Source organism: Paenibacillus hemerocallicola, from assembly GCF_006265175.1.
Taxonomy (GTDB): Bacteria; Bacillota; Bacilli; order Paenibacillales; family NBRC-103111; genus Paenibacillus_AB; species Paenibacillus_AB hemerocallicola.
In genome coordinates, this window is record NZ_VDCQ01000016.1 from 55159 (window position 1) to 80655 (window position 25497).

Consider the following 25497-nt stretch of genomic DNA (forward strand, 5'->3'; position numbering starts at 1 on the left):
GTGATAGATATGTCCATGCAAATGCTGCAAGAAAAGACGGAAGCCCATCCGATATTCATTCGCTTAAACCGGGTGCTGGTAGAATCGAGCGAGACCGTATGCGGCCTCATTCTCGCGAAGTGCACGCTCGGAAACGGCGGGCTCGAAAGATTGAAGGAAAAGCTTTCGAGTCCCGAGCTCGATCCGGGGGCGCAATTCTGGTACGAGTCGAATTACGGGACGTTGGCCATCCTGCTGCCCGATAAGAAGCTGAGCTATACGCACTACGTTTCGCTTGCGGTCAAGCAGTTCATGCAGGACGAGAACATCCCGGGGAGCTTGCTCATCACGAGCTTTCCGGAATGCGGGATACCGAAGGAAACGGACGTGGAAGCGATGCATGTCATGATCGCGGACGAAGCGGACGACGAAAGCGCCATTCTGATCTACAATCAGCCGGATGCCGATACGAAGTCTTCGACCATTCTCATTATCGACGAGGACGCCACGGTCGGCGAATTGCTCAATTCGCGGCTGCGAATGAAAGGCTACGACGTATACATAGCCGATAACGGTCTCGACGGGCTGCGCCTGTTCAACAGCTTGTCGCCGGACCTGGTCATAACGGAGCTGTCCTTGCCCGTATACGACGGCTATGAGCTGATCCGCAGCATTCGCCAGAAAAAAGAAGGATCGGTCGATTGCAGCATCATGGTGCTTTCGGACAACAGGATGGAACGCGATATAAGCACATGCTTCGATCTGGGCGTCTCCGATTACATCACGAAGCCGTACTCCCCGGTGGAGCTGGAAGCGAGAATTCGCCGGCTTCTGCAGTAGCAGCTGCGGGCGGTGTTTCCGTACAAGCGCCGTATTTGCGACAACGATGCCGGCTTTGCCGCGCAAGACCTTGTGGAGGAGGAATGAGATTTTGAAAGCAACGGAAACAACCGGAGATTTGACCGGCCTTAGCCTAGAGCTGCTGCATTTTATTTCGGAAGCCCAGAGCGATCATCACCATCCGTCCAGGCCGCTTGCCGTCTATGTTGGACAGTTGCGGAACATTTTACTGAAGCATATTGATGCCGGAGCGTACGAGCCGTGAAAAAATTCGATGATTATCCGAAGGCGTTCAAGAAAATGGTCCGTTATATCCGGCAGGAAGCTACGATCGAACAAATCCGCGGCATGGAAATCATTTTCAGCGATACGGTTGCAAGCCGCAAGCATACGCTGGCGCCGGACGGCGCTGCCCGGGTCCGGAAATGGAGCGGGAAGTCGCATTAAGTAAGGAGAAAAGTGGCCATTATGAAAAGGAACATCAAGCTGCGCCTAAGCTTAGCCATCATCGCCGTTCTGATCGCCGGGTATTTCGGCTGGCAGCTTTTTCAACCGCTTCATGCGGAGAGCGAGTTCGTGGAGAACGCGAAGCTGGACAACGGGATGAACGTGAAATTCCGCACGCAAGGCGATCAGCTCGAAATCTACAGCGATCAGCAGTGGCAGCCTTTCTTCGCGAAAGGAGTCAATGTGGGAGCGACGTTGCCCGGTCACGATCCCGGCGAGCTGCCGATCGATAAAAAAACGTTTTTGCGCTGGTTTGCCGAGATCAAGGAGCTGGGCGCCAACGTCATCCGGGTATATACGATCCATGATCCGGTTTTTTACGAAGCTCTCGTGGAATTCAACGAGGAGAACCGGGATTCGCCGCTTTATTTTATCCAGGGCGTATGGTCGCCCGAAGCGCAAATGTTTAAAACCCATGACGCCCTGAGCCCCTTGGCGACGAAAGAATTCAAGAAAGAAATCATTTACGCGGTCGGGGCCGTGTACGGGGACGTCAAAATTACGAAGGAGCGGGGAAAGGCCGACGGCAAATACAAGGCCAATGCCGGCCCTTACCTGCTCGGCTGGAGCGTCGGGACGGAATGGGATCCGCCCTTGGTGGAGGCGACGGATAAGGCGTACGAGGGGATGGAGCCGTACCAAGGCGACTTCTTCAAGGCGAAAAGCGGGGCGACGCCGTTCGAGAATATGCTGGCGGAAATGCTCGATACGCTTGCGGCGTTCGAGAGCAAGCAGGGATGGCAGCATCCGTACGCGTTTACGAACTGGGTGTCGACAGACCCGCTCGAGCATCCCGGGGAAATCGACCGGGCCGAGGATCTGGTCAGCGTCGATCCGATGCATATCGAGCCCGTGAATTGGCAAGCCGGCTATTACGCCTCTTATCACGCTTATCCGTATTATCCGGAATTTTTCCGAAGCGACGAGACGATCAAAAACGTCAAAAACGACAAAGGCGAAATCGATACGTACAAAGCTTATCTCCGTTTGTTGAAGGAGCACCATAAAGGAATCCCGATCGTCATTACGGAATTCGGCGTTCCCGCTTCACTCGGCATCGGGCATATAACCGGCCTGGGCCGCAATCAGGGCGGCCATACGGAGGAAGAGCAGGGAAAAATCAACGTGGACCTGCTTCATGAAATCGTCCAGGAAAACTACGCCGGAGCCATCGTATTCATGTGGCAGGACGAATGGTTCAAGCGGACCTGGAATACGCAAGATTTCGAGCAGCCGGTCGACCGGCGCAAATATTGGCTGAACGTGCTCACGAACGAGAAATTGTTCGGGCTCACCGGCATGTATTCGAGCAAGGACGGGCCTCTCCTGATCGACGGCAGCCTGGACGACTGGCACCAGCTCAAGGACAAGAAGAAGTTCGATCCCGGCGTACCCGGCTGGAGCAGCATGTGGGTTACGCATGACGAGGCTTACGTCTACATTGCGGGAGAGCTGGAGAACGAGTTCGATCCGGAGAAGGAAACGCTGCATATCGGGGCGGATACGCTGGAGGGCGGCAACCGTCATTCGAAGGAACTGGGAGACCGGACGCTGAGCGAAGGGCTGGAGACGCTCGTAACGATCGGCAAAACGTTGGACAGCCAAGTAACCATCGCGTCAAACTATGATTTTACGACCCGCTATTGGGGCGTCGTGAACGGAATGGCTCCGGTCGTCGAAGAGGAGATGAACGACGATTCCGGCATCTTCAAGCCTTGGAAATTGATCGTCGACATGGAGTTCAGTCCCCCGGCGGCCAAATATTACCGACCTTACAAGGACGTTCCGGCAGGCCAACTGAAGCGCGGTACGACCGATCCGGCTTCCACGGACTACAATTCGCTGACGATGTGGCAGGCGAAAGGGAACGTCGTCGAGATGCGGATTCCGTGGATGCTGCTGGGCTTCTCCGATCCGAGCTCGCTGCTCGCGATGGACTACGGGGAGAAGGGCGGCAAGCTGCAAACCCGGAAGGTGGACGGCATCCGCCTCGTCCCGTGGATCACGGACAGAAGCACGGGCCAAATCAAGGGCTTGGGCGACGGCGGCGACGTCGTGGATGTGTCCAAGCTGCCCAAGTACAAATGGAAGCCATGGAACCAGGTACAGTACCAGGAAAGGCTGAAGAAAAGCTATGCGATCATGCAGGAGGCGTTCCGGAAAATCGGCGGCGACAACTGAATAAAGCTTTTGACAAGCCGGCCCGCCATGATTTCCACGATCTTGGCGGGTTTTTTAAACAGTTACAAGGCATAAGATTCGGGGTCCCCGCAAAGTGCCTGGATAAGGATCGGAGCAAAGGCCCTACTTTGTGGGGGTATTTAAAGCTTAGCGATGGAGGGGGAACACATGAGTATAGCTAACGGGTTGATCCGAACGGGCTTGGCGGCTTGCGCGGCGGCTTTCCTGGTCACCGGCTGCTTCTCCGACAAGCCCGGCGCAACGAAGAAGGCGACGGAGGTGCGGAATCCGAAGGAAGAATCCGGAGCAGGCGGGAGCAAGTTCGTGCTGGGGCAATCTCCGCTCGCCTTCAGTTTATACGGCAACTATGACTGGTACGAGATGCAGCCGTGGGGAGGCGATCCGGCAACGCGCTGGATTAAGGAGAGCAAAAAGGTAAGCGTTACCAATATACCGTCCGGCGGGAAGGCGGCCCAAACGTTCCAGGCAATGCTCGATTCTGGCCAACTGCCAGACGTTATTTTTACGGAGCGGGGGACGGATGTGGAACGGCTGCGCAAGGCGGGAAAACTCGTGCCTCTGGACCCTTACTTGGACAAATATCCGAACTTGAAAAAGTGGGCGGGGGCCGGTACCCTCGATTTGCTTCGTTCCGAAGACGGCAAGCTGTACCAGTTTCCGAACTGGCACACGTCCACGCCTACCGGCAACGGGGGCTACAGCATCAACATGAAGCTGTACGAAGAGCTGGGCTCCCCGCAGCTCGAAACATTCGACGATCTATACCGGTATTTGCAGCTCGTCAAGCAGAAATACCCGAACGTCGTACCGTTCGAGGTGACGATTTTCGGTCAGGGAGTCGACCTTCTGTATTCCGGCTTCGCGGACGACCATCCCACGTTGTTTATTTCCCAACTGGCCGTTCCGCAGGGAGACCGGCTGACGTCCATTTTCTCCGATCCGGTGTACAAGGAGACTATGCTGTATGCGAGCAAGCTGTACCGGGAGAAGCTGATGGGGGCGAATGCGCTCTCCCAGACGCTCGAGCAGGTCAGGCATAAGGTAACGTCCGGAGCAGTGGCGGTCATGGCCGCATATAATGTAACGGATTTGACGCGGCGGGGGAACTTGACCCAGCAGGAGGCCGCTTCGGGAGTGGGCTACAAGCTCATATGGCCGCTGCGCAAAGCCGGGGTAGATCGCCATAAAGTATGGCCGACCCAGTACGATTCGACCGGCTGGAACTCGTCCGTCATTACGACCGGAGCCGCGAATCCGGAAGGTTTATACGCTTATTTGGACTGGCTGACCGGCGAGGAAGGGCAGCGCGTCTTGAATTTCGGACCGGAGAGCTTGTATTGGAGCGGTACCGACGAGGCGGGCATCCCCGTGCTCAAGCCGAACTATTATGACGAGACCGGGGAGATCAACCGTCTGCTGGGCGTCTGGGACACGTTTCAGTGGGCGGGCAATTCCACCTATATGAGCAAAGCTTGGGAAAGCGTGGAGAAGCAGCGTGCGCTGCATGAGAGGGGCAAGGAGCCGCAAGCGTCGATTCCGCTGCAGACGTCTTTCGATGCGACCGCCTTCGTCAACCTCGATCCGGCTCCCGAGTCGGAGGAAGGCAAAATCGCGGAGATCGTAAGGGGCATTTACGACGAAGCGAAAGCGGCCATGCTGAACGCGAAAAGCGACGCGGAGGTCGTCGCCGCGCTGGAGCAGGCGAGCAAGGCGGCCAACGAGGCGGGGTACGAACGATTGCTGCAATTCAAGACGGCCAAGTGGCTCGATAATAAACGGAAGCTTGACGCGAAGAAGTAGAGGAGGGAAATGGAGATGGCTGAGATGGCTGAGCCTGTGGCGATTCAGACGAACAATACGGCTTATTTGAACAGTTATTGGTTTAGCGGCATCGAACCGATGTCGGACGCTCAGATGCGGGCGCGCGTACTGGAGCTGAAATCCTACGGCATCAAGTATCAATTGGCGGACATCGGAGTATTGCTCTCCAGCGGAGATTCCCGCAACGGCACGCTTCCGGCCGACGGTTACTCGGAGCTGGGCCGTTGGATCAAAGTGTCGCGGGAAACCGACCCGTCGCAAAAGATCGTCGCCGCCGTCAACGACGGCAAGCGGACGATATGGCTGGACGGCGGCAAAATCGGAAATCCGAGCTTCGGCAATGCCGTATACAACGGTAACCTGAGAACGCTGGCGGACAAATTGGTCAACCGGGGAGTCCCTTACGGTGGAGCGCTCTACATGGCGGATGGCATCCAACTGGATATCGAAGGGTTTATGCGGGATGATCCGGTACTAAAGGCGACTGCCCAATCTGTTCGGAGCGTCTTGGACGACGCGGCCGTTTATTCGATCGCCTGCCCGTATGACCCTGCGCTATGGTCCGATTCGTATATCGGAGAGATGGCCGGCATTTTCAATATGCTGAACCCGATGATGTACGATCAATTGGGCTGGGGTTCGCCCGTATATTCGCCGGAGACGTACCGGCAATTTTGGGAGACGACGATCGTCCGGTATGCGCATGCGATCGTGAAGAGCAGTCGGCCCGGAACGAGACTTAACCCGACGATGCCCGCCTACGAGAAAAAAACGGCCGATGACGGTACCGTATATCACGATCCGGCGATCGAAAATATTTTGTATGCGGCGCAAGGATTGAAGCGGGCGAGAGACCGGCTTTCTCTGGACCGGGCCGGCGATCCCCGGCTGAATCCGAACGGCGTGCACGGAGCCGGCATTTTCTGGTGGAGCAAATTTATTATGCGCGGCCCCGATCCGCATGACCCGGACGCTCACGACTATGCTCAGGATCGCAGCTGGTGGATGGAGGAATGGATGCGCCAGCCGTAAGCCGAGCAGTCAGAACCGACAATCGCCACCAAGCCGAAAATATGCTTGCGAGAACGGGTGCTCCCCCGGAAGGAATCGGAATCCGCTACTGGGCTTTCCGTCGCCTCCGGGGGACTTTTTCCGTGTACCGGGTGCCGCCGGCGCGGGACTATTTGCTTATTTTTGCTCAAACGCTCAAAACGAGCTATCCTTTTGCCCGTTCTTTTCCGTATAATTCCATTGTAACGCGTTTCATAACACCGCGTGCGACCAGTTTGACATCCAGGAGGAACAACAAGGTGAAACGAAAATCAGTGGGGATTTTGGCGCTTGTTACGATGCTGTTATCCGTATCCATTTCGCTTGCCGTCTACGGTCAGGAAGCAACGAATGCGGATGGCGTATGGCAGGCGAACAATACCGCTTATTTGAACTCATATTGGTTCAACGGCACGGAGCCATTGACGGACGAGCAAATCAAGGAACGGGTGCTGGAGCTGCAAAAATACCGCATCAAGTATCAGCTGGCCGATATCGGGGTGCTCGTCTCGAGCGGCAATGCCCGCAACGGCACGCTTCCGGAGCAAGGCTACAAGCATTTGGCGCGCTGGATCAAAATATCCAGGGAAACGGCTCCGGATCAAATCATTATCGTCATGGTCAACGACGGCAGGCGGACGCTGTGGCAAAACGGCAAAAAAGTCGGCAACCCGAATTTCGGAAATACGGTTTACAATGCCAATTTGACGGCCGTTGCGGACAAACTGCTCAATCAGGGCTTGGCTTATCAAGGAAACCTGTACAAAGCGGACGGAATCCAGCTCGATATCGAAGGATTTTTGCCGAACGATCCGGCTTTGAAGGCGACGGCGGAATACGTCCGGACCGTTCTGGACGACAAGGCGATCTACTCGGTCGCAGCGCCTGCGGATCCGGCATTATGGTCGGATACATATGTCAGCGAGATGGCCGGCATATTCAACATGCTGAATCCGATGATGTACGATCAGCTGGGCTACGGCTCCCGCGTTCATTCTTCGGACACGTACCGGCAATTTTGGAAAACGACGGTCGTTCGATACGCGCGTGCCATAGCGCATAGCAGTAACCCCGACACGATGCTGAATCCGACGATGCCGGTGTATGAGACGAAGGCGGACGAGGACGGTACGGTGTATCACGACCCTGCCATAGAAAATATTTCCAACGCGGCCGCAGGGCTTAAGCTGGCCAGAGAGCAACTGAATCTCGACCGTACGATCAACCCGAAAATCAATCCGAACGGCGTGCATGGCGCGGGTATTTTTTGGTGGAGCTCGTTTACTCTCCAACTTCCCGATCCGAGGACCGGCTACGATTATGCGCCGGATCGCGGCTGGTGGATGGACGGCTGGGTGCGGCAAAAATAACGGGTTGCGGGGAAAACCGTCCGGGGCACGGATGGTTTTTTGTCGTGTCATAAGGCGCGTTTGGCGCGGTAGCGCGGGACGGCTGCGTTGTTCGGGGGAACATTGGCGTGGAGTAACAAATGCCGAGTAAAACGTAGAATCGTACAAGTGTTGTTGTTTCATTAATGTTCGCCGAAGTTCGCTGCGATTATAATGGTAGTGTTGAATGGCTGTCTTTAAAACGACGATGCCAAGGGGGACTTTTATGAGCATGTACGAAGCTGCGAATGCCGTACGTAATGCCGATGGCTTGATCAGCTTCTGGGATTTTCAGGAGCAGGGCGGGCAGAGCAGGAAAGCGCAAGGACCATACGCTTACGAGCTGGCGGAAGGGGCCGGAGCCGTAGAGCGGGCGGAGGACGGCATATTCGGGCCGTACGCGGCGGACGTAAAGCACGGGCAATGGTTTTCGCTGCCCAGGGCGGAATGTCCCGCGCTTGATATTCACGGGCCAGCCGCTCAAGTGACGATCGCCGCCTGGTTGAAATGGGCTGACGTCGAGAGCAAGGGCTGCCAGGCCGTCGCCGGAATATGGAACGAATCGCGGCGCAAACGCCAATATTGTCTGTTTCTCGACCTGCGCATTTGGCAAAGCAAGGGGCAGGCTTGCGGTCACGTATCTTCCGTCGGCGGACCGACGCCCGGGTTTCCTTATTGCATGACGAGCGCGATCGGAAATACGCCGCTAAGCAAGGCGGAGTGGCATTTTGTCGCGTTCACGTACGACGGCAGCCATGCCAAAATTTATTTGGACGGCTCGTTGGATGCAAGAGAGCATTACAATCCGTTCGAGTATCCCGAAGGGTTGTACGATGGAGGGGCGGAAGGGGCCGATTTTACGGTCGGCGCCGTGGATCGGTCGGGCGAGATGGGCAATTTCTATACCGGTCTGCTCGGAGGCTTGGCCGTATACAGCCGTGCGCTTACGGCGGAGGAAATAGCGGAGCTGCATGCCCGCACGACGTCCGTCCCATCCGTGTGAGAAATAAAACTGCGACAGCATAATCCACAAACAACCTGGAAGCCCCTTGATGAAACGGGTGCAACGTGTTGCCGTTAAATAGAGGAACTATATTCCGTAATGGTCCCGAATTCCGTTGCACGCTTGAAGATAACGGAACAGGCTTCCGTTATTCTCAAACTTTGAGGGTATAAATGATCGTGAACAGCGGAATAGCGGAACGGTTTTCCGTTATTTTGCCATCAACAGGAGTACTCGGGACAATAGCATACTCAAGTTCCGCTATTTGTTGGATTCGCGGTCCCGCAAGATCGGGCATGGCACCGACAAAGGCAACCAGCCTTCCCCGATCTTGCGGGACGGCACTCCTGAATGTGAATGATGCTGTCGTAGAAAAAAGCAGAGCCCGCTCTTCCCGTACGTATGCGCGGGAGAAGCGGGCTCTGCCGGTTATCGCTTGTTATCCGTTTTCCTCGCGAGCGTCCTGCTACTGGAGAACGACCGTATCGCCTTCCTGGAGTCCTTCCAGCACTTCGGTTTTGTCGGCGGTTTCCAGACCGACCTTGATCGCGCGCTTCTCGACGCCCTGCGCCGTTTCCAGCATCACGTAGTAGCCGTCCTTGTCCCGCTGCACCGCAATCGTGGAGACGGTGAGCACGTTTTGCTTGTTGTCGGTCTCGATCGTGGCGGTCAGGGTGAGCCCGGCGACCAAATTATCGTGGGTGTCGAGCGAGATGACGACCTCGAACTGAGCCGGACCGGTATCGGTGGCGGTCGTCGTTTTCGGAAATTTGGATACTTTCTCGACCTTGCCGGTCAGCTTCGTCTGCTTCAGCGCATCGATGTTCACCTGCACCGGCATGCCGGGCCGGATGCGGAACACGTCGTATTCGCCTACGGAGGTCGTCATCTGCAGCTTGGAGACGTCGACGATTTTGCCGATCGCTTCGCCCTCCGCCACCTTTTGCGGCTTGGTGGTGCCGGCCATCAGGTAAATTCCCGATTCCGGGGCGACCGGCTCGGCCTGAGCCAGCTTCTCCCGCTTCGTCTCCAATTTGACGCTCGATAGGGAACGATTTACCCGATCCAGCTCCTCCTGCACATCCTTGGAGGCGGATTTCGTAAACAGCTGAAGCGCTTCGCCCTCGTTGGCCGCGATCTTCTCGCCGGTTATCGCCGCGGCGGCCTGCTCCGCCGTTTTCAGCTTCGCCTCCAGCTCCGATTTGCGGATGCTCGCCGTCTGCTCCGCAATCTCGTCGCGCAGCGACTTGTCGTCCAGATTGAACAGCGGACTGCCTTTCTCGACCTGCATGCCGTCGCTCACCGACCACTGTGTAATCTCCGCGGAAAACGGCGCGTACACGATCGTTTCCTTCACGTAGGACGACTTTCCCTTCACCTCGACGGTATTGGACAAATGTTGTTTCTCCGCCTTGAATTTCAACGCGCTTCCGGCAGGGCTCGCGACCGGCTTCTGAGTCCCGGGGTGACTTTGCACATACAGCAAACTGCTTATGGCGAACAGTAGAATGACGATGGCGAGATACAGCCACGTTTTCTTTTTACGCATCATGCTTGCTCCTTTGCTACTCTCGTTTTATCGCGGTAAGCGCGTCGGTTCTCGAAGCTTTGATCGCCGGGAAGATGCCGGACATGATGCCGGTAAGCATGGCGAAGAACAGGCCGAGCGGCAATATCCAGAAGCTGATGAACAAAATCTCCGCATCGCCGGAGCCGGTGCTGTTCGTTTTGATCAGGATGACGTTGATCCCCCATATGACCCAATACGCGAACAAAATGCCGGCAAGCCCGCCCATGACGCCGAGCAGTGCCGATTCGACGACGAACATGTTGCGGATTTGTCCCAAATTCGCCCCGAGCACCTTCATAATGCCGATTTGGCGTCTGCGCTGATGCGTCGACATCGTCATGGCCACAATGATCGAGATGGAGGCGACGAACAGGATGAACAAGCCGGCCCCCCCGAATATGATCCGCACGATGACAAATTCCTTGCTCATGCTTTCCTGCCGGCTCAAATTGTTCATCGTCCGCAGCTTCAGCGATTGGATCAGCTTGTCCGTTTCGGCCACGTTGGCCGCCTGATCGACTTTGACCGTAACGTTGTCGAAATGGCTCTCGGCTTCGAGGCTCCCCGGACTTTTGCCGGAGACGGCAGCTTCCGCCTCGCGGATTTGCCTTGCCAGCCCGGGCGAGATGTAAGCCGTTTTCTGCGAAAAAAAGACCGCGCGGTCGGACATGTTCTCGGCCCTTTTCTCGATCGCTACGACCCGGACGGGAAATTCCAGCGTTCTGGACGTACCGTCCGCCATATTGACCGTTTTGAGCAGTCGGATCTGTTTGCGATACAGCGGATATGGGACGATGGGCGGCTGCTCGCGGCCTTGAATTACGTCCTGCTCCAGCTGCGCCTGTTGTCGCCGCGCAGCGTCGGTAAGCGAAGTCTGGCGATCCCGCAAGCCTACCGTGGCGGTATAGCTCAGCACGATTACGTTGTCCTGGTCGATAGGGGCTCCCTGCTGATATTCGAAGCCGAAGTCGGTCAACGTCCCCAGATCCGTAGCGGTAATATCCAGATAACCGGTTTTCGTATCGTCCGCGACGAATTGCAGGTTGCCGATACGTTCGAAGCTCGCCGCCGTCTTGACATGGGGCAGCGATTTGATCAAATTCAGCTTTTGCTTCGTAATGCCGAAATCGTCTACGGCGCTTGTCTGGCCCGAGCCGCTACCGCTGCTGTTGTTCATGATGGTAATTTCGTCCGTTTTCAAATAGTAGCTCATCTGCTTCGTGCTGTAATGGGAGATCGATTCGCCGAAAGCAAGCGCCACGACGATCGAGGCGGAGCCGATGGCGATGCCCATGACGCACAGCAGCGTCACGACTTTGCGACGTCGCAGCTGGTCCCAGCCGAGTGCGATATAATCGCGCAACCTCATGTTCCGACCTCCCCGTGCAGCAACGCATCCTCGTCGCTTTCCGCGTCCGATTCGACGAGCCTCCCGTCTCTCAGCTGGATGATCCGTTTCGTACGTCTCGCCACCTCGTGCTCATGGGTAACGATGACAAACGTGATGCCGTGATTGACGTTCAGCTCGATCAGCAAATCGATAATTTCCGCTTCCGTCTTCGTGTCCAGATTGCCCGTAGGCTCGTCGGCGAACACGACGGCCGGCTCGGTAATGAGCGATCGGGCGATACTGACGCGCTGCTGCTGGCCGCCCGACAGCTGGGACGGGAACAGCTCCGTTTTTCCCGCGAGACCTACCCGCGTAAGGAGCGCATTTGCCCGTTCGCGACGAATTTTGGCTTTCTCGCCCTGAAAGACGAGCGGCAGCTCGACGTTCTCGCGCACCGTCAAATGGGGAATCAGCTCATAGGACTGGAAAATAAAGCCGATGTGCGTACGCCGGAACACGGCAAGCTCGTTCTCGCTCATTTTCTCGATCGGTCGGCCGGCGATGAGAATGCTGCCTTCGGTCGGCTTCATCAAGCCGGCCATCAGGTTGAGCAGTGTCGACTTGCCGGAGCCGGAGCTGCCGAGCAGCGCGACGATCTCGCCGCGCTCGACGCGGAAATCGATGCCGGCGAGCACTTGCGTCGATTCGGTTCCGTTCAGGAACGAATGGGAAAGCTTTTGAACGACTAGCACGATACCCCTCCGTCTGTTGGTTGGCATGGCGGTCCGCCATGACCTTAACATGTCTCATCATACATGACGGTACTTAATAGTTTTTCAAGAAATAATGAAGTTTTTCTTAATGTTTCGGAATTTTGCCGTTCGATGAAGCGATGAGGTTGCGGAACAGCCCCGCTATGATCCGATTTTGAGGGAATGTCATTGGTTGTACTGCATGAAACTGATGCCGAATAACGCTCTGCTTTTTGTATAAAAGAACCATAGTTTCCGGAAATCCTCCGCGATATAGTGAATACAGGCGGTTAACGAGGAGGTGAGAGCGGTATGGAGTTTATGTCGAAGTGGGTGTGGCAACAAATGACGGATGAGGCACCGAGCATTTTGCAGACTCCCGTCCCGGACGGATATACGTCTGACGGCTTCGCAGCGGCCGCTCTGAAGCAATGCGGCGTCATCGCGACCGCCGGGCACCGCCTTCGGACCGTCGGGAGAAGGATATTCCTGATCTCGCTTTTTTTGCCCGGAGAACGGTTGCCGGAAGCAGAGAGGTTGAAGCAAATGCGGAGGAGCTGGAGCAATGGATAGAGCGGTCAACTATATAAACGGAGAATGGGTCGCATCCGCATCGGGACGGTATTTGCCCAATACGAACCCGGCTACGGGAGAACGGCTGGGAGAAGTTGTCCAGTCGGTTGCTGCGGATGTCGAGCTTGCCGTCCGCGCGGCCTCCGAGGCGCAGCGGAAATGGCGGCTCGTGCCGGCGCCGAAGCGGGCGGAAGTACTGTACCGCGTCGCCCTGCTGCTGCAGGAGAGAAAAGAAGCGCTGGCGAAGACGATTACGCTCGAAATGGGCAAGGTGATCGAGGAAGCGAGAGGCGAAGTACAGGAAGCGATCGATATGGCCTATTATATGGCCGGCGAAGGGCGGCGCATGTTCGGGGATACGGTCCAGTCGGAGCTTCCCGACAAGTTCGCCATGAGTCTGCGCGTTCCCGTAGGGGTGGTCGGCCTTATTACTCCTTGGAATTTCCCGATCGCGATCGCTTCGTGGAAATCGCTTCCCGCATTGGTCGCCGGGAATGCGGTCGTATGGAAGCCGGCTTCCGAGACGCCGTTCACCGCCGCGGGCTTCGTGCGCGTATACGCAGATGCCGGACTGCCCATAGGGCTGGTCAATCTCGTCAACGGCTCCGGCAGCACGGTCGGGGCCGCGATGGTCGACCATCCGGGCATATCGGTCATCTCCTTTACCGGCTCGAACGAGGCGGGAAGAGCGATTAACGGCCGCGCCGGGTCGCTGCTCAAACGGACCTCTCTGGAAATGGGCGGCAAAAACGCGATTACGGTGCTGGAGGACGCGGACCTCGATCTGGCGGCGGACGGCATCCTATGGAGCGCCTTCGGGACGAGCGGCCAGCGCTGCACCGCTTGCAGCCGGATTCTGGTCCACCGGGACGTCCGGGACCGGCTCGAACGAAAGCTCGTGGAGCGGATAGCGAGGCTGAGCATCGGCAACGGTCTCGATCCTGAGGTCCATGTCGGTCCGGTCATCAACCGGGCATCCTTGGAACGAATCGACCGGTACGTCCGGATCGGCTTGGAGGAAGGAGCCAAACTGTTGTGCGGAGGCGGCATCGCGAACGTGGATGGTCTCCCCGGCGGGTACTTTTTCCAGCCGACGCTGTTTACGGATGCGAGGCCCGGCATGAGAATCGTGCAGGAAGAAATATTCGGTCCCGTCGCCGCCATTATCCCGGTCGGCAGTCTGGAGGAAGCGATCGAGGCGAACAACGACGTGGAGTTCGGCTTGTCCAGCTCCGTGTACACATCAGACGTGAACCGGGTATTCCGGGCGATCAGGGATTTCGACACCGGGATCGTCTATGTCAATGCCGGCACGTCGGGCGCGGAAATCCATCTTCCTTTCGGAGGCACGAAAGGAACCGGCAACGGCCACCGCGATTCGGGCGTAGCCGCGCTGGACGTATTTACGGAATGGAAATCGGTATACGTGGATTACAGCGGCAAGCTGCAGCGGGCGCAAATCGACAACAATTGACGCAGGGCAAGCGGAATCAATCCCGCTTCGCCTATCGCCGTTCATCTACGTCCGCCGTCCGCTCATTGTTCCGGATCGCCATGTACAGCAGCATGCAATGCTCGAAGCAATCGAGGCGCAACGAAGTGAGCTCGGCTATTTTGTCCAGCCGGTATATGACCGTATTGCGGTGCACGAACAGCGTGCGGGCGACTTCGCTCCTATTCATGTTCAGCTTGCAATAGGCCAAAAACGTCGCCGCGAGCGTCTCGTAGCTGCCGAGCTTGACCAATGGCGCGATGATGGACTGCAGCTTCGTTCGTATATCCGGCGACAGCTCCTGGGGAAGAAGCTCCAACGTAATGAGCCGATCGTCGCAAGCGTAAATTTTGTTTTCTTTCTTCGTCCTTTTGCCTGCCGACATCGTCTTGGCCGCGCTGCGGTACGATTCGGAGACGCCCTGTAGGCCGCGATTCACCGTGCCGATCGAGATGGCCGCCGTGCGGTTGTACTTGGATTGCAGGAACAGGCTCAGCTTCCGCAGCTCCTTCTCGAGCGCGACGGACAGCTGCGCGGGTTCCGTCTTCGACTTGACGGGCAAAATGGCGATAAACCGTTCGACGCTGATTTGCGATACGATATCGTCCTTCGATTTCTTGAACAGCAAATTCAAATAGTCGAGTATTTCCTGCTGGAGGTAGGGGAGCGGGATCGGATCGGCGGGGGGCGGAGCGGGCGCGGCGCTATCCGGGGCGTGCGGATAACCGGCGATGTCGATCAGCAGGCAGACGCGGTCGGTCTCGAGGTTGTAATCGAGCGTTTTCGCATACTGCATAATCGGCTCGGCATCTTCGTCGTTTTTGAAATGGATGAGCTGCTGCACGAAAATTTCCACCATTTTCGTTTCGAGGTGCATCGTTTCTTTGCGAAACGCTTCGAGACACAGCATTTCGACATGGCTTTTCACAAGATGAACGTATTTGATCACCTCGTTCGGGTCGCCGATGATGCCTAACACGCCGATCGGCTTGTTGTGGAGCGCGAGCGGAACGGAGATGCCGGGGAGGACGTTCTCGGGCGCATGCTCCAGACCGCTTTCGCAGTCGACGGCGCCGTTTCTGCGAATGACGTCGAGGGACGGCTTGTGAAAGTTGCCCAGGCGGCTCCGGTCGGTCGAGCCGATAATGTACCCCTCCTTGTCCGTAATGCTGATCGGGTAACCCAGAATGGCTGTCGTTTTATCGGCGATGTCTTGGGCCATATGCTCGAGAATTTTCATCCGCTTGTGTCCCTCCATAATCCATAACCCAAATAATAGCTTTAATTGTACCCGGTTTTTGTGCATATTCAACATATAATTTCCAATCCGATCAAGCTAAGATGAAGGTAACGAAAACGAAATCAACTACGAGCGGCTCCGGAGGGAGCGGGGGGATGAGGCAATGAGAGTGGCCGTATTGGGAACGGGGATGGTGGGCCATGCGGTAGTCGGTCAGTTGGCCAAGAGCCGGGCGGTCGCGGAAGTCGTGGCGGTCGATGCGGAGCAGTCGAGGGTCGAACGGATCGCGGCCGCGGCGAATCGTCCGAACGTGACGGGAAGAACGGTAAATTTGGGCGATGAAGCGACAGTGACCGGATTACTGCGGGAATTCGACATTGCGGTCAACTGTCTCCCGGCCGTCTTGACGCTGCAGACGACGAGAGCCGCGATCGCGGGCAATTGCCATCTGGTCGATCTGTCCAATGCCGCCTATACGGAGAAGCTGGAGCTGGATGATTCGGCGAAGGCTGCGGGCGTGCTGGTCGTAACGGGCTGCGGAGTGGCTCCCGGCATCGTGGGCATCTTGGCGGCCCGCGGCGCGGAACTGCTCGACGAGGCGGACGAAGCGGTCATGATATGCGGCGGTCTGCCGCGACATCCCGTTCCGCCCTTATGGTATCAGGTCGTGTTCAGCGTAGACAGCCTATTCCAGCTGTACCGCAAACATTCGCTTGCGGCGGAGAACGGTCAATTGGTGCAAATCCCTCCTTTCTCCGGGCTGGAAACGATCGAGTTCGACGCCCCCGTAGGCGAGTGCGAGGCGGTCATAACGGACGCCTGGAGCGTCCCGTACACGCTCAGGCACAAGGTCAAGCGGATCTACGAGAAAACGGTCAGATACAAAGGACATTGGTCCAAGCTGGCGACGCTCGCCGAGCTGGGCTTCATGAGCGATACGCCCGTCGAGGCAGGCGGCGTGCAAGTAAGTCCCTACGAGCTGACGAAGCGTGTATTGGAACCGCAGATGAAGGGCGGCTCGGTCGAAGACATTACGGTAGCCCGGGTTACCGTTACGGGAATGTACCGGGGGCAGCCGGCAAAGGTGCAATGGGAGATGACCGATTTCTTCGACCCGTTGCGGAATATGACCTCGATGGCCCGGACGACCGGATTTCCCGCGGTCGTTATGGCCGAATGGATCGCCGAGGCGCGCATGGGCGAACGGGGCATTCGGACGCCCGAACAGCTGATTACGGGAAATCGGTTCGAGCCGTTCCTCGCCGCTTTGCACGAAGAAGGGATACGCATTGCGTATACCGGGAATCCCGTACCGGAAGCGGAAGGAGAACGGCCATGAAGCGGAGCGAAGGAATCGGTGCGGATATCGATCATGGAGCAAGGGGGCGAAAACCGAAGATCGTCCAAGTGCTGTCCATGTATCATCCGGCCGGCGAAGCGATACTGCGCGAGGCTGCGGAAGTGGTCCGGACCGACGATACCGGCATCGATCGGCTGCGCGAGACGGTCCGGGAAGCGGAAGCGATCGTGCTGCGGGCTCCGGCACGGATCACGAAGGAGATCATCGACGCCGCGCCGTTGCTCGAGGTCATATCCGGAGCGGGGGTCGGACTCGACAATATCGACGTGGAATACGCGACGGCGAAGGGCATTCCCGTCCTGCACGCGCCCGCGGTCAACGGCGTATCGACAGCGGAGCATACGATGCTGTTGATTATGGCGGCGGGTAAATCGCTGATTCCGTTCCATGAGGAGATGCGCAAAGGCAATTACGGCTCTCGGATGGCGATACCATCCCGGGAGCTGCAAGGAAAGCGGGCCGGCCTCGTCGGCTTCGGCACAATCGCCCGGGAAGTGGCGAAGCGGCTGCGGTTCGGGCTCGGCATGGAGGTGACCGCATGGGTCCGGTCGTCCGAAGACGGCAGACGCGAAGCGGCCGCGACGATCGGGGCGGAATTGACAAGCGATCTGGACCGGCTGTTCGCCGAGTCGGATTTCGTATCGCTTCATATTCCTTTGAACGGGCATACCCGCGGGTTAATCAATCGGCGCCATTTCGCGCTCATGAAGCGCGACGCCTGGCTGATCAATACGGCCCGGGGGGCCATCGTCGACCAAGCCGACATGGTCGAGGCTCTCCGCTCCGGCCTGTTGGCCGGAGCCGCTCTGGACGTATTCGATCCGGAGCCGCTCCCGGCGGATCATCCGCTGCTGTCGATGGGCAACGTCATTTTGACCCCGCATGTCGCGGGAACGACGGAGGAAAGCAATTACTTGATGGCCACGGCCGTAGCTCAAAACGTGCTTCGGGTGCTCGCGGGCGGCCGTCCGGAGCCTGTCGCCAATCCCGAAGTGTGGGGGCTCGGCCGGAAGGCGGGATACTGATGCTAATCTCATAACACTTCATAGCCTGAAAACATGTAAAACATGCAGTTATTTTGTATGGAAGGCATCCGGTATCCGTTGTTAGCTGGAAAAAGTCCAGTTATTTTCACCCGTATTAGACCGTATGGCGGCTTGATGGCGATTTGACTGCATGATTTCCATTTCATTTGGCTAATTCCGCTTTATTATTGAAATTACCTGCATAATTTGAGGCTGTTGAGAAAGTCTGCAAAGAGAGGAAGCGCCGGAGACAAGAGATGGGGGAATGCGCTCCACAGCGTCGGAGACAAATGATGGAGGAATGCGCTCCACAGCGTCGGAGACAAGAGATGGGGGAATGCGCTCCACAGCGTCGGAGACAAATGATGGGGGAATGCGCTTCACAGCATCGGAGACAAATGATGGGGGAATGCGCTTCACATCCGTTAAAATCGTGTTGTCTTTAAGATTTAGCGGTTACGACACGATTTAAAGTCAACCGCTTCGCTTTCCGCGCATTTCCCCCACCTTTTTTTGTATGACAAATCTCTCTTTTTGACTTTTTCAACAACCAGATGATTTCCAGTTATTGTTTGCGGAAGGCGGGCGGCTATATCGCGCTACAGGCCGTGGCCTAAAGGAACCGAAAGAAACGTCCGGAATCGCGCCATATGTGCGCGTCCTCGGCTTCTGGGAAGCGGCCCGCCGACCAGATGGAGCACAGCCAGCATAGCTCCCGCATCCCGGAGCGGGTGAGAAGGAGAAGCATGCCCCCACCCGAATCAATCGGGAGGAGCCTTCACATGCTTCCGGTCTCCCCCGTATAAATCCGGGGGACCCGGCTTCCGACGGCGCATACGACCTCGTAGTTGATCGTATTTGCGAGTGCCGCCACTTCATCGATCGCTATGCTTTCGTTGCCGGACGTCCCGAACAAGGTGACCTCGTCGCCGACTTCCGCGTACGGGGCGATCGTCACGTCCAGCATCGTTTGATCCATGCATACCCTTCCCGCGAAGGGCACCCGAACGCCTTGTACGAGAGCGACGCCTTTGTTGGACAGCTGCCGGGACAAGCCGTCCGCGTAGCCGATCGGAATGGCGGCGATCAGGCTGTCCCGCTCCGGGACGAACGTGCAGCCGTAGCCGACGGGCCGGCCTTCGGGCGATCGTCTCAAGTCCGCAATGCGCGACTTCAGTTGCATCGCCTGCTGGAGCGGATACGCCGGCAGCCGGGTATGGCTCGAGGGATGCAAGCCGTACAGGGCTATGCCTACCCGAACCATATCCAGGTGCATGGAAGGGTAGCGCATAGTCGCGGCGCTGTTGCAGCAATGCTTCAGGGGAATTTGTATTCCGTTTTGCTCCAACAGGCGGATAACGGACTGGAACGTCCGGAACTGGCGCCATGTGTAAGCCGGATCTTCCCCGTCCGCATCGGCGAAATGGGTAAAGACGCCTTCAAGCTCGACGAAGCGGGCCAGCATCGCCCTACGGGCCAACGCGAGTACGGCATCCGGGTCGGAGAGGCCGATCCGGTTCATGCCCGTATCGATTTTGAGATGGATGCGGACCCGTTTGCGCAGCGTTTCCGTCTGACGGACAATTTCCTCCAATACATCGTCGGAAAACACGGTCAAGTCTGCTTCGTTATCTATAGCTGCCCGAACGGAGTCGGGAGGCGTATAACCTAGCACGAGCACAGGGTGTCCGATCGAGGCGCTCCTCAGTTGTACGGCTTCGTCCAGGATGGCCACGCCCAAACGGTCGGCTCCCGCATTCAATGCGGCACGAGCCGCTTCAGCGGCACCATGGCCGTAACCGTTCGCTTTGACGACAGCCATCAAGGCGGCATGCCCGCCCAGGCTGGATTTGAACAATCGGGTATTGGAAGCAATCGCTTCCAAAGAAATTTCCGCCCATGTGTGGCGATAGCCGGTCGGCGGCCGTTCGCCGGTAATGGAATGCATCATTCGTTTTCTCCCGCTTGACGGATAGTGTGGCTCTATCGAGCTAATTGGTTTTTATGGAGAGGCTCCTACCATTCTGTACATTCTTCATTGATAAAATAAGTATAGTCCGCGATAAGTCACGTGTCTTCGTCAAGGAAAACGAAAGTAACGCCCCCGGTTCGTCGGTTGTCACAATAATCGTCCTTGAACGATGGGCGAAAAATGTCCCAAGCAGCAGCTTTGCCGCACGATCCGGGAGATGGAAACGAAGAGGGAATTAGCTGTCTTCATCTTGTCTATAATCGGTATACCGATTGTAAATAATGGGAGCGCCAATTATAATTGGAGTAACGCAGCAGACGCAATTCACTCGTTGCAGTCGATGATCCATAGACAACATGCGGGTAGTTTTGGAGGATATTTACGCCGAATTCGATTTAAAAGATCGGATTTTTCCATTCGTTAGGCGCAGGATGGGAATAGGGGCGTAGGACGCCGGAAATGACGGATTTATTAGCTGCCCGGGAGGTGGTGCATGTCGGATAGCTGCAGGAAGGGCGTGTTCGTGAAATGAGCTTCTATTCAGGGGACATCGATTTCAAAGAGTTTCGTTGTGCAGCATCATTTTGTAAGCGTTATCATTTTTTTTGCGACCTTGCGAAAATGCGGAGTGAAATCGAAAAGGAGGAAGTCCGGATGACGGGAGTTTCACGCAATTTCAAGGTAGGTACATTGCTGCTGATGTCGTCATTGTTGGCGGCAGGATGCGGCGGCAGCGGGGATAATGGGAGCGCGGCGCCCGTTATGGAGAAGAAAGAACCGTTCGAGATGTCCATTTATGCGGCGGGCGTAAGCGTAAAGGAGTTCGACGACAGGTTCAGAAAAACGCTGGAGGCGAAGTTTCCTCACATTACTTTCAAATACCGGACGAACCAGCCGGGCGCCACGATTACGGAGTTTGTAGCGCAGGGTGATATTCCCGATTTGATCCGTACCGATATCCCGACCCTGAAGACGCTATATACGGATTTGGGGTTGGCCTACGATTTGCGTGAGATGGTCAAAAAGTACAAGTACGACTTAAACCGGTTCAACTCGGTTTTCACTCAGGAAATCATTGACGTTATGGGCACGGGCGCCATGTATGGCCTCCCCGTACCTCCCTACTTCCCGCAAGTGTTGTATTACAATAAAGATTTGTTCGACAAGTTCGGGGTCGCGTATCCGAAGGACGGCATGACGCTGGACGACGTGTATGAGCTCGCGAAAAAAATGTCCAGAACGGACGGCGGAGTAACGTATCGCGGCTTCAGCGCGAATACGATGGCATTTCTGCGCGACAATCCGTTCTCGCACCCGATATTGGATCCGAAAACGGACGCCTTGTCCGATCCGGAGAGATGGAAGGGCTTGTTCACGACGCTGAAGCGCTTCTACGATATTCCGAACAATGCGATAGGCAAGACGGTGGCTGAAGAGAACAACGCGTTCTCCAAAGGCAATGTGGCGATGCAAATCAACCAGCACAGCGTCTATCTCATTATACCTCCCGAAGTGAACTGGGACCTGGTGTCCGCGCCGCTCATATCCGGAGCGCCCAAGATGATGGGTCAGCGGGGGCCGGCCTATTGGTCGATCACGAATCAGAGCAAGCATAAGGAGGAGGCGTTTCAAGCGATTATGGAGATGCTGTCCGATGAAATCCAGATGCAGGATTCGAAAAACGGCATACCGACGACGCTGGCCAGCAAGGAAATCCAAGCCGCTTTGGGTAAAGATCATCCCGTATACAGCAAGAAAAATATGAATTCGCTTAACTTGTATCCGCCTATTTCGGCCACGCCGAAACGCCAGTCCGGGCTCGTGGACGTCGCCCTCGGTACGCAGCAGAACCTGATGTCCGGTCAATTCCAGAAATTCGCCACCAATGCGATGGATATCAACAGCGTAATGCGAGAGGCCGACGAGCTGCTGAAGAAAGAAGTCCAGAAGGAGAAAGAAAAGACAGGCGCCAAATAAGCCATGCCGGAGGGATGACTTTATAGTCGTAATGAGGGGAACGCGCCTTTATCGGGCTGCCTCCCCTTTTTTGTATGCAGCTGTACGGGAGGTGCTGCACTGAACAGGGAACAGCGGGCGGACTGGCTTAACCATGCTATGAAAAGCAGACTAACAACAGTGCAGCGAATCATCAACGCGACCGTGAAAAATGGGGTTTATTCAAACGGAGCCGAGGAGCATTTCTTTTCTTGTACGGGACATATGAAACGGTACGTTTACAGAGGGCGCTTCGGCTTATTCCAAAGCTTGACCCATAATTTGTTCGAATCGTCTTTAAAAAGCTTGATGCCGAGCAGCTGAAGCGGGGTCCATACTTTTTTGAACTGATAATAGGGCAATGATCGATCACCTCCGGGCAACGATTTTCCAGTTCCATACATATTGTATGTTACAAATATATGACAATCGATATATATTTTTACTATAAACCGATTTTCCGCAAACGAATCAGACCAATGGTTGAGAAGTAACCGTCCGTGGCATATCATAGAGAATATCGTATGATCAAGGAGGAACCGTTCCATGGAATTGCGCCTATACCGGCAAACGGATCACGAGCAAGTCATGAAGCTTCACGAGTTGGCTCTCGAAGAAGCGGGCGCCTACAAAGGGGACGGCCAGCGGGATGACGACATGCGCGATATGGAAGCGGCTTATTTCGCCGACGGCGGGGAGTTTTGGATCGGCGAGATCGAGGGGCAGATCGTGGCGACGGGGGCTTTCCGCCGAACGCCGGGCGATACGGCGGAGCTCAAACGGATGCGCGTCGCACCGGAGCGTCAAGGTCTCGGCTTCGGAAAGATTATGCTGAACAAGCTGGAGGAACGGGCGAAGGAGCTCGGGATAACGCTGCTTCACCTGGAGACGACCGAAGGACAGAACGCCGCGCGGAAGCTGTATGAAAGTGCGGGCTACACGATGCACGAGAGAAGGGTAATCGACGGGAACGACTGTCAGATGTATGTAAAATGGCTCGTTCCCCCGGAACCCGCCGTGGAGATGACGCTTGAGGAGGAGGCGGCGTTTTATGCCGATTGGGACGTCTCTCAGGAATTGACCGAATATGCGAAGAAGCTGCTTCGGGAAGGGGCGTCGCCGGAGCGGGCGATGGAGGAGGTGCTCCGCTCCGAGCTGTATGCGGCATGGTCCGGGAAAGAACGCTGCTTCAACGTAGAGTACGACCGGCTGGACATGTACGAGGACTTGCATAGCTCGGTATTGTCGGATAGACGGATCGGGCATATCGAGGAGCAAGCCGCTGCGCACTTCGACCCGGAAGCGAACTCCGCATCCGTCACGGACTTGGAGGCACCGGATGAAGCGGACGAGCCCGTATTCGCCGAAATGGAAATCCGTATCAAGCCGTCAAGGCTGGCACTGGAGATGGCACGATTTTCGCGTGCCGTCGGACTCGGCAAGCCGATCCGCTATATCCATTTCCTTGCCTTGTTCTCGGGTGCGACGATCGTCGATATGGAGCAGGAAGAGCTCGACCGGTTGGTGGCGAACAAGCAGCAGGCAATCGAGCTGGCGGAAGCGTTTGCCGAACGGTACGGGGACAGCGCGGCCGCTGCGGAAGACGAGACGGACGAGGGGGAGTATCGCTGATGCAGCAAGGTTATAGTCGAGCGGGAGGAAGGAAGTTATCAATATCTTTCTTATCTTCCAGAGAAAGCGCTTGACTTTTGTGCGCACAGCGAATACGATGTAGTTGTCGGTAAATTCGGAAAATTACATGAGCGCTTTAAGGTGGAGACGACGAGAAAGCCTGAAGCCAATGAATCACTCTCCCGTGGAAGACACGGATGGGGATGCTTCTTTGGTCAACGGTTTCGCTCGTCGTCTTTTTGCGTACCCTATTTTTCCGCCGCCGGCGCATCGATTTTTGCTTGAGGATTGGGGGGAGCATACGGCTTGACGCATCAACTGTTCCATTGTCTATCAGGAGAAAGGTCGGGGAGGCGCTAAATATGGGAAAAAGAAAATGGTTTGTCGTATTGTCCATGATTGCCGCATTGTCTGCGGCAGGGTGTTCTTCGGAGAAGTCCGGAAGCGGGAAAACAGCGGAATTTACCGTTTCGACGGAGCCCGTTACGTTAAAGTTTTATGTCAATGTCACCAGATTGTCCGAGCTCGAGTATCAGCAAATCTATATAGAACCGCTCAAAAAGAAATATCCGCATATTACGCTTCAAAAGCTGGAAGGCGATTTGGGGCAGCTGGTCGCCGCCGGAGAAATACCGGATCTGATCATGTCCGACAATGACTGGCATATGCCGTTGAAACAATTGGATCTGCCCGCGGACTTGACCGAGCTGGTCAAAAAGATGAAGCTCGACCTGAGCGCATTCAAACCGGAGACGATTCAGGCCATACACAACTTGGACCCCAAGGGAGGCTTGGAGGGCATACCGTTCGACTTGAACACGGGAGCGCTTTTTTACAATAAAGATCTGTTCGACAAGTTCGGCGTCGCTTACCCGAAGGACGACATGCTGTGGAACGATATATTGCAGTTGTCCAAGAAGCTGACCCGCAAGGAAGACGGGGTGCAGTATATCGGCTGGGATCCCCGCTTTCCCGATCATCTGTTCAGTCCGTATTCGCAGCCGTTCGTCGATCCGAAGACGAACAAAGCGCTGGTCGATACTCCGAATCTCCGGAAAGTTCTCGACTTGTTCCAGCAGGTGTACCAGCAGCCCGGCTATGTCGGAGCGAAAAACGAGTACACGTACGGTCCGGACGGGTTTACGAAGACGCATATATTGGCCATGCAGGCGGATTGGGTAGGCAAGCTGATCAGCGATCTGCTCCAGGCGGAAACGACTGGAGTCAAGATGAACTGGGATATGGCGAGCGAACCGCGTTTCGAAGACGCCGTCGGGAAAGGACGTCATGCGCTGGCGGATATGCTCGTCATCACGAAGCCTAGCAAGTACAAGGAGCAGGCGATGCAGGTCATACAGATGATGATTTCGCGCGAGCAGCAAATTATGCTGACGAGAACGGGACGGCTAACCGCCTTGAACGATCCGGAAATCATCAGTCAGTTCGGCGCCAACTTCCCGTCGCTGCAGGGCAAAAACATGAAGGCCGTATACAAAAATCCGCCGGTGCAAACGCCAAGTCCGCATCTGGCCGACAAAGAGGTGCAGACGATCATCCGCGCCATGCGCAAAGAAATGGCCATCGGCAAAAAAGATGTGAACACGGTTCTCCGGGAAGGGCAAGAAAAAGCGGACAAGAAAATAGCGGAAATGGCTGCGCAATAAATGGAAGTGGACGAATTTCTACAAGAAGGTAAGCGCTTTCCAAATGGAATATGAAGGAAAAGGGCGTTCGGTTAATGGCCGAGCGCTCCTTTCCGTATCGCT

Annotated in this window: 21 protein-coding genes; 15 read left to right on the forward strand and 6 right to left on the reverse strand. The window is 56.1% G+C overall.

What is annotated here, in order from left to right; genetic code table 11:
* Positions 1-9 precede the first annotated feature (9 nt).
* The 8 genes from FE784_RS13655 to FE784_RS13685 all read left to right on the forward strand — a co-directional run bounded on the left by FE784_RS13655 (position 10) and on the right by FE784_RS13685 (position 8790).
* Complete coding sequence (locus tag FE784_RS13655) at positions 10-819, forward strand: response regulator transcription factor (protein WP_139602757.1); 810 nt, start codon at positions 10-12, stop codon at positions 817-819.
* 91 nt (positions 820-910) lie between these two features.
* Complete coding sequence (locus FE784_RS40850) at positions 911-1084, forward strand: hypothetical protein (RefSeq protein WP_176706197.1); 174 nt, start codon at positions 911-913, stop codon at positions 1082-1084.
* Positions 1081-1266 carry a hypothetical protein gene (locus FE784_RS13660; RefSeq protein ID WP_139602758.1) on the forward strand — a complete coding sequence of 62 codons (186 nt, stop codon included), beginning with the start codon at positions 1081-1083 and terminating at the stop codon, positions 1264-1266. The genes FE784_RS40850 and FE784_RS13660 overlap by 4 nt, the downstream gene beginning before the upstream one ends.
* A gap of 21 nt (positions 1267-1287) precedes the next feature.
* On the forward strand, positions 1288-3507 hold the full coding sequence (locus FE784_RS13665) for a hypothetical protein (protein WP_139602759.1): 2220 nt from the start codon (positions 1288-1290) through the stop codon (positions 3505-3507).
* A 168-nt stretch (positions 3508-3675) separates the two neighbouring features.
* Positions 3676-5328 (forward strand): extracellular solute-binding protein, encoded by a 1653-nt coding sequence (locus FE784_RS13670; RefSeq protein ID WP_176706198.1) that lies wholly within the window; start codon positions 3676-3678, stop codon positions 5326-5328.
* Positions 5329-5343: 15 nt separating this feature from the next.
* Positions 5344-6381: a glycosyl hydrolase family 18 protein gene (locus FE784_RS13675; RefSeq protein ID WP_176706199.1), complete on the forward strand. Its 1038-nt coding sequence runs from the start codon at positions 5344-5346 to the stop codon at positions 6379-6381.
* A gap of 278 nt (positions 6382-6659) precedes the next feature.
* A complete protein-coding gene (locus tag FE784_RS13680; RefSeq protein WP_139602762.1) occupies positions 6660-7769 on the forward strand; it encodes a hypothetical protein in 1110 nt (369 codons plus the stop codon).
* 244 nt (positions 7770-8013) lie between these two features.
* On the forward strand, positions 8014-8790 hold the full coding sequence (locus FE784_RS13685; RefSeq protein ID WP_139602763.1) for a LamG domain-containing protein: 777 nt from the start codon (positions 8014-8016) through the stop codon (positions 8788-8790).
* 466 nt (positions 8791-9256) lie between these two features.
* Here the strand turns inward: FE784_RS13685 and FE784_RS13690 are convergent, their stop codons facing one another.
* Genes FE784_RS13690 through FE784_RS13700 form a run of 3 tightly spaced genes read right to left on the reverse strand, consistent with a single transcriptional unit; the run spans position 9257 to position 12442 of the window.
* Positions 9257-10339 carry an efflux RND transporter periplasmic adaptor subunit gene (locus tag FE784_RS13690; protein WP_139602764.1) on the reverse strand — a complete coding sequence of 361 codons (1083 nt, stop codon included), beginning with the start codon at positions 10337-10339 and terminating at the stop codon, positions 9257-9259.
* Between the two features lie 16 nt (positions 10340-10355).
* Positions 10356-11729, reverse strand: a complete 1374-nt coding sequence (locus tag FE784_RS13695; RefSeq protein ID WP_139602765.1) for an ABC transporter permease — start codon at positions 11727-11729, stop codon at positions 10356-10358.
* Positions 11726-12442, reverse strand: coding sequence for an ABC transporter ATP-binding protein (locus FE784_RS13700; protein ID WP_139602766.1), 717 nt, complete (start codon positions 12440-12442; stop codon positions 11726-11728). Before FE784_RS13700 ends, FE784_RS13695 begins: the two co-directional genes overlap by 4 nt.
* Positions 12443-12754: 312 nt before the next feature.
* On the opposite strand from FE784_RS13700, the gene FE784_RS13705 reads away from it, so the two are divergent.
* Positions 12755-13015 (forward strand): hypothetical protein, encoded by a 261-nt coding sequence (locus FE784_RS13705; protein ID WP_139602767.1) that lies wholly within the window; start codon positions 12755-12757, stop codon positions 13013-13015.
* Complete coding sequence (locus FE784_RS13710) at positions 13008-14489, forward strand: aldehyde dehydrogenase family protein (protein WP_139602768.1); 1482 nt, start codon at positions 13008-13010, stop codon at positions 14487-14489. The genes FE784_RS13705 and FE784_RS13710 overlap by 8 nt, the downstream gene beginning before the upstream one ends.
* Positions 14490-14520: 31 nt before the next feature.
* Here FE784_RS13710 and FE784_RS13715 read toward each other — a convergent pair whose 3' ends face one another.
* On the reverse strand, positions 14521-15747 hold the full coding sequence (locus tag FE784_RS13715; protein WP_139602769.1) for a CdaR family transcriptional regulator: 1227 nt from the start codon (positions 15745-15747) through the stop codon (positions 14521-14523).
* 163 nt (positions 15748-15910) lie between these two features.
* Here FE784_RS13715 and FE784_RS13720 point away from each other — a divergent pair, with 163 nt between their 5' ends.
* Positions 15911-17086, forward strand: coding sequence for a saccharopine dehydrogenase family protein (locus tag FE784_RS13720; RefSeq protein ID WP_139602770.1), 1176 nt, complete (start codon positions 15911-15913; stop codon positions 17084-17086).
* Positions 17083-18132: an NAD(P)-dependent oxidoreductase gene (locus FE784_RS13725; RefSeq protein WP_139602771.1), complete on the forward strand. Its 1050-nt coding sequence runs from the start codon at positions 17083-17085 to the stop codon at positions 18130-18132. The genes FE784_RS13720 and FE784_RS13725 overlap by 4 nt, the downstream gene beginning before the upstream one ends.
* 778 nt (positions 18133-18910) lie before the next feature.
* On the opposite strand, the gene alr is transcribed toward FE784_RS13725, so the two are convergent.
* Entirely contained in the window at positions 18911-20083 is a 1173-nt protein-coding gene (alr, locus tag FE784_RS13730; protein WP_342779102.1) for an alanine racemase, read from the reverse strand.
* Between the two features lie 675 nt (positions 20084-20758).
* Here alr and FE784_RS13735 point away from each other — a divergent pair.
* The gene (locus FE784_RS13735; RefSeq protein ID WP_176706200.1) at positions 20759-22081 is read left to right on the forward strand and encodes an ABC transporter substrate-binding protein; all 1323 of its coding nucleotides are present in this window, start codon (positions 20759-20761) and stop codon (positions 22079-22081) included.
* Between the two features lie 257 nt (positions 22082-22338).
* Here the strand turns inward: FE784_RS13735 and FE784_RS42395 are convergent, their stop codons facing one another.
* Positions 22339-22461, reverse strand: a complete 123-nt coding sequence (locus FE784_RS42395) for a hypothetical protein (protein WP_281287095.1) — start codon at positions 22459-22461, stop codon at positions 22339-22341.
* A 184-nt stretch (positions 22462-22645) separates the two neighbouring features.
* Here FE784_RS42395 and FE784_RS13740 point away from each other — a divergent pair, with 184 nt between their 5' ends.
* Both FE784_RS13740 and FE784_RS13745 read left to right on the forward strand, forming a co-directional pair.
* Entirely contained in the window at positions 22646-23731 is a 1086-nt protein-coding gene (locus FE784_RS13740) for a GNAT family N-acetyltransferase (protein WP_139602773.1), read from the forward strand.
* A gap of 362 nt (positions 23732-24093) precedes the next feature.
* A complete protein-coding gene (locus FE784_RS13745) occupies positions 24094-25395 on the forward strand; it encodes an ABC transporter substrate-binding protein (protein WP_176706201.1) in 1302 nt (433 codons plus the stop codon).
* The last annotated feature ends 102 nt before the right edge of the window (positions 25396-25497 follow it).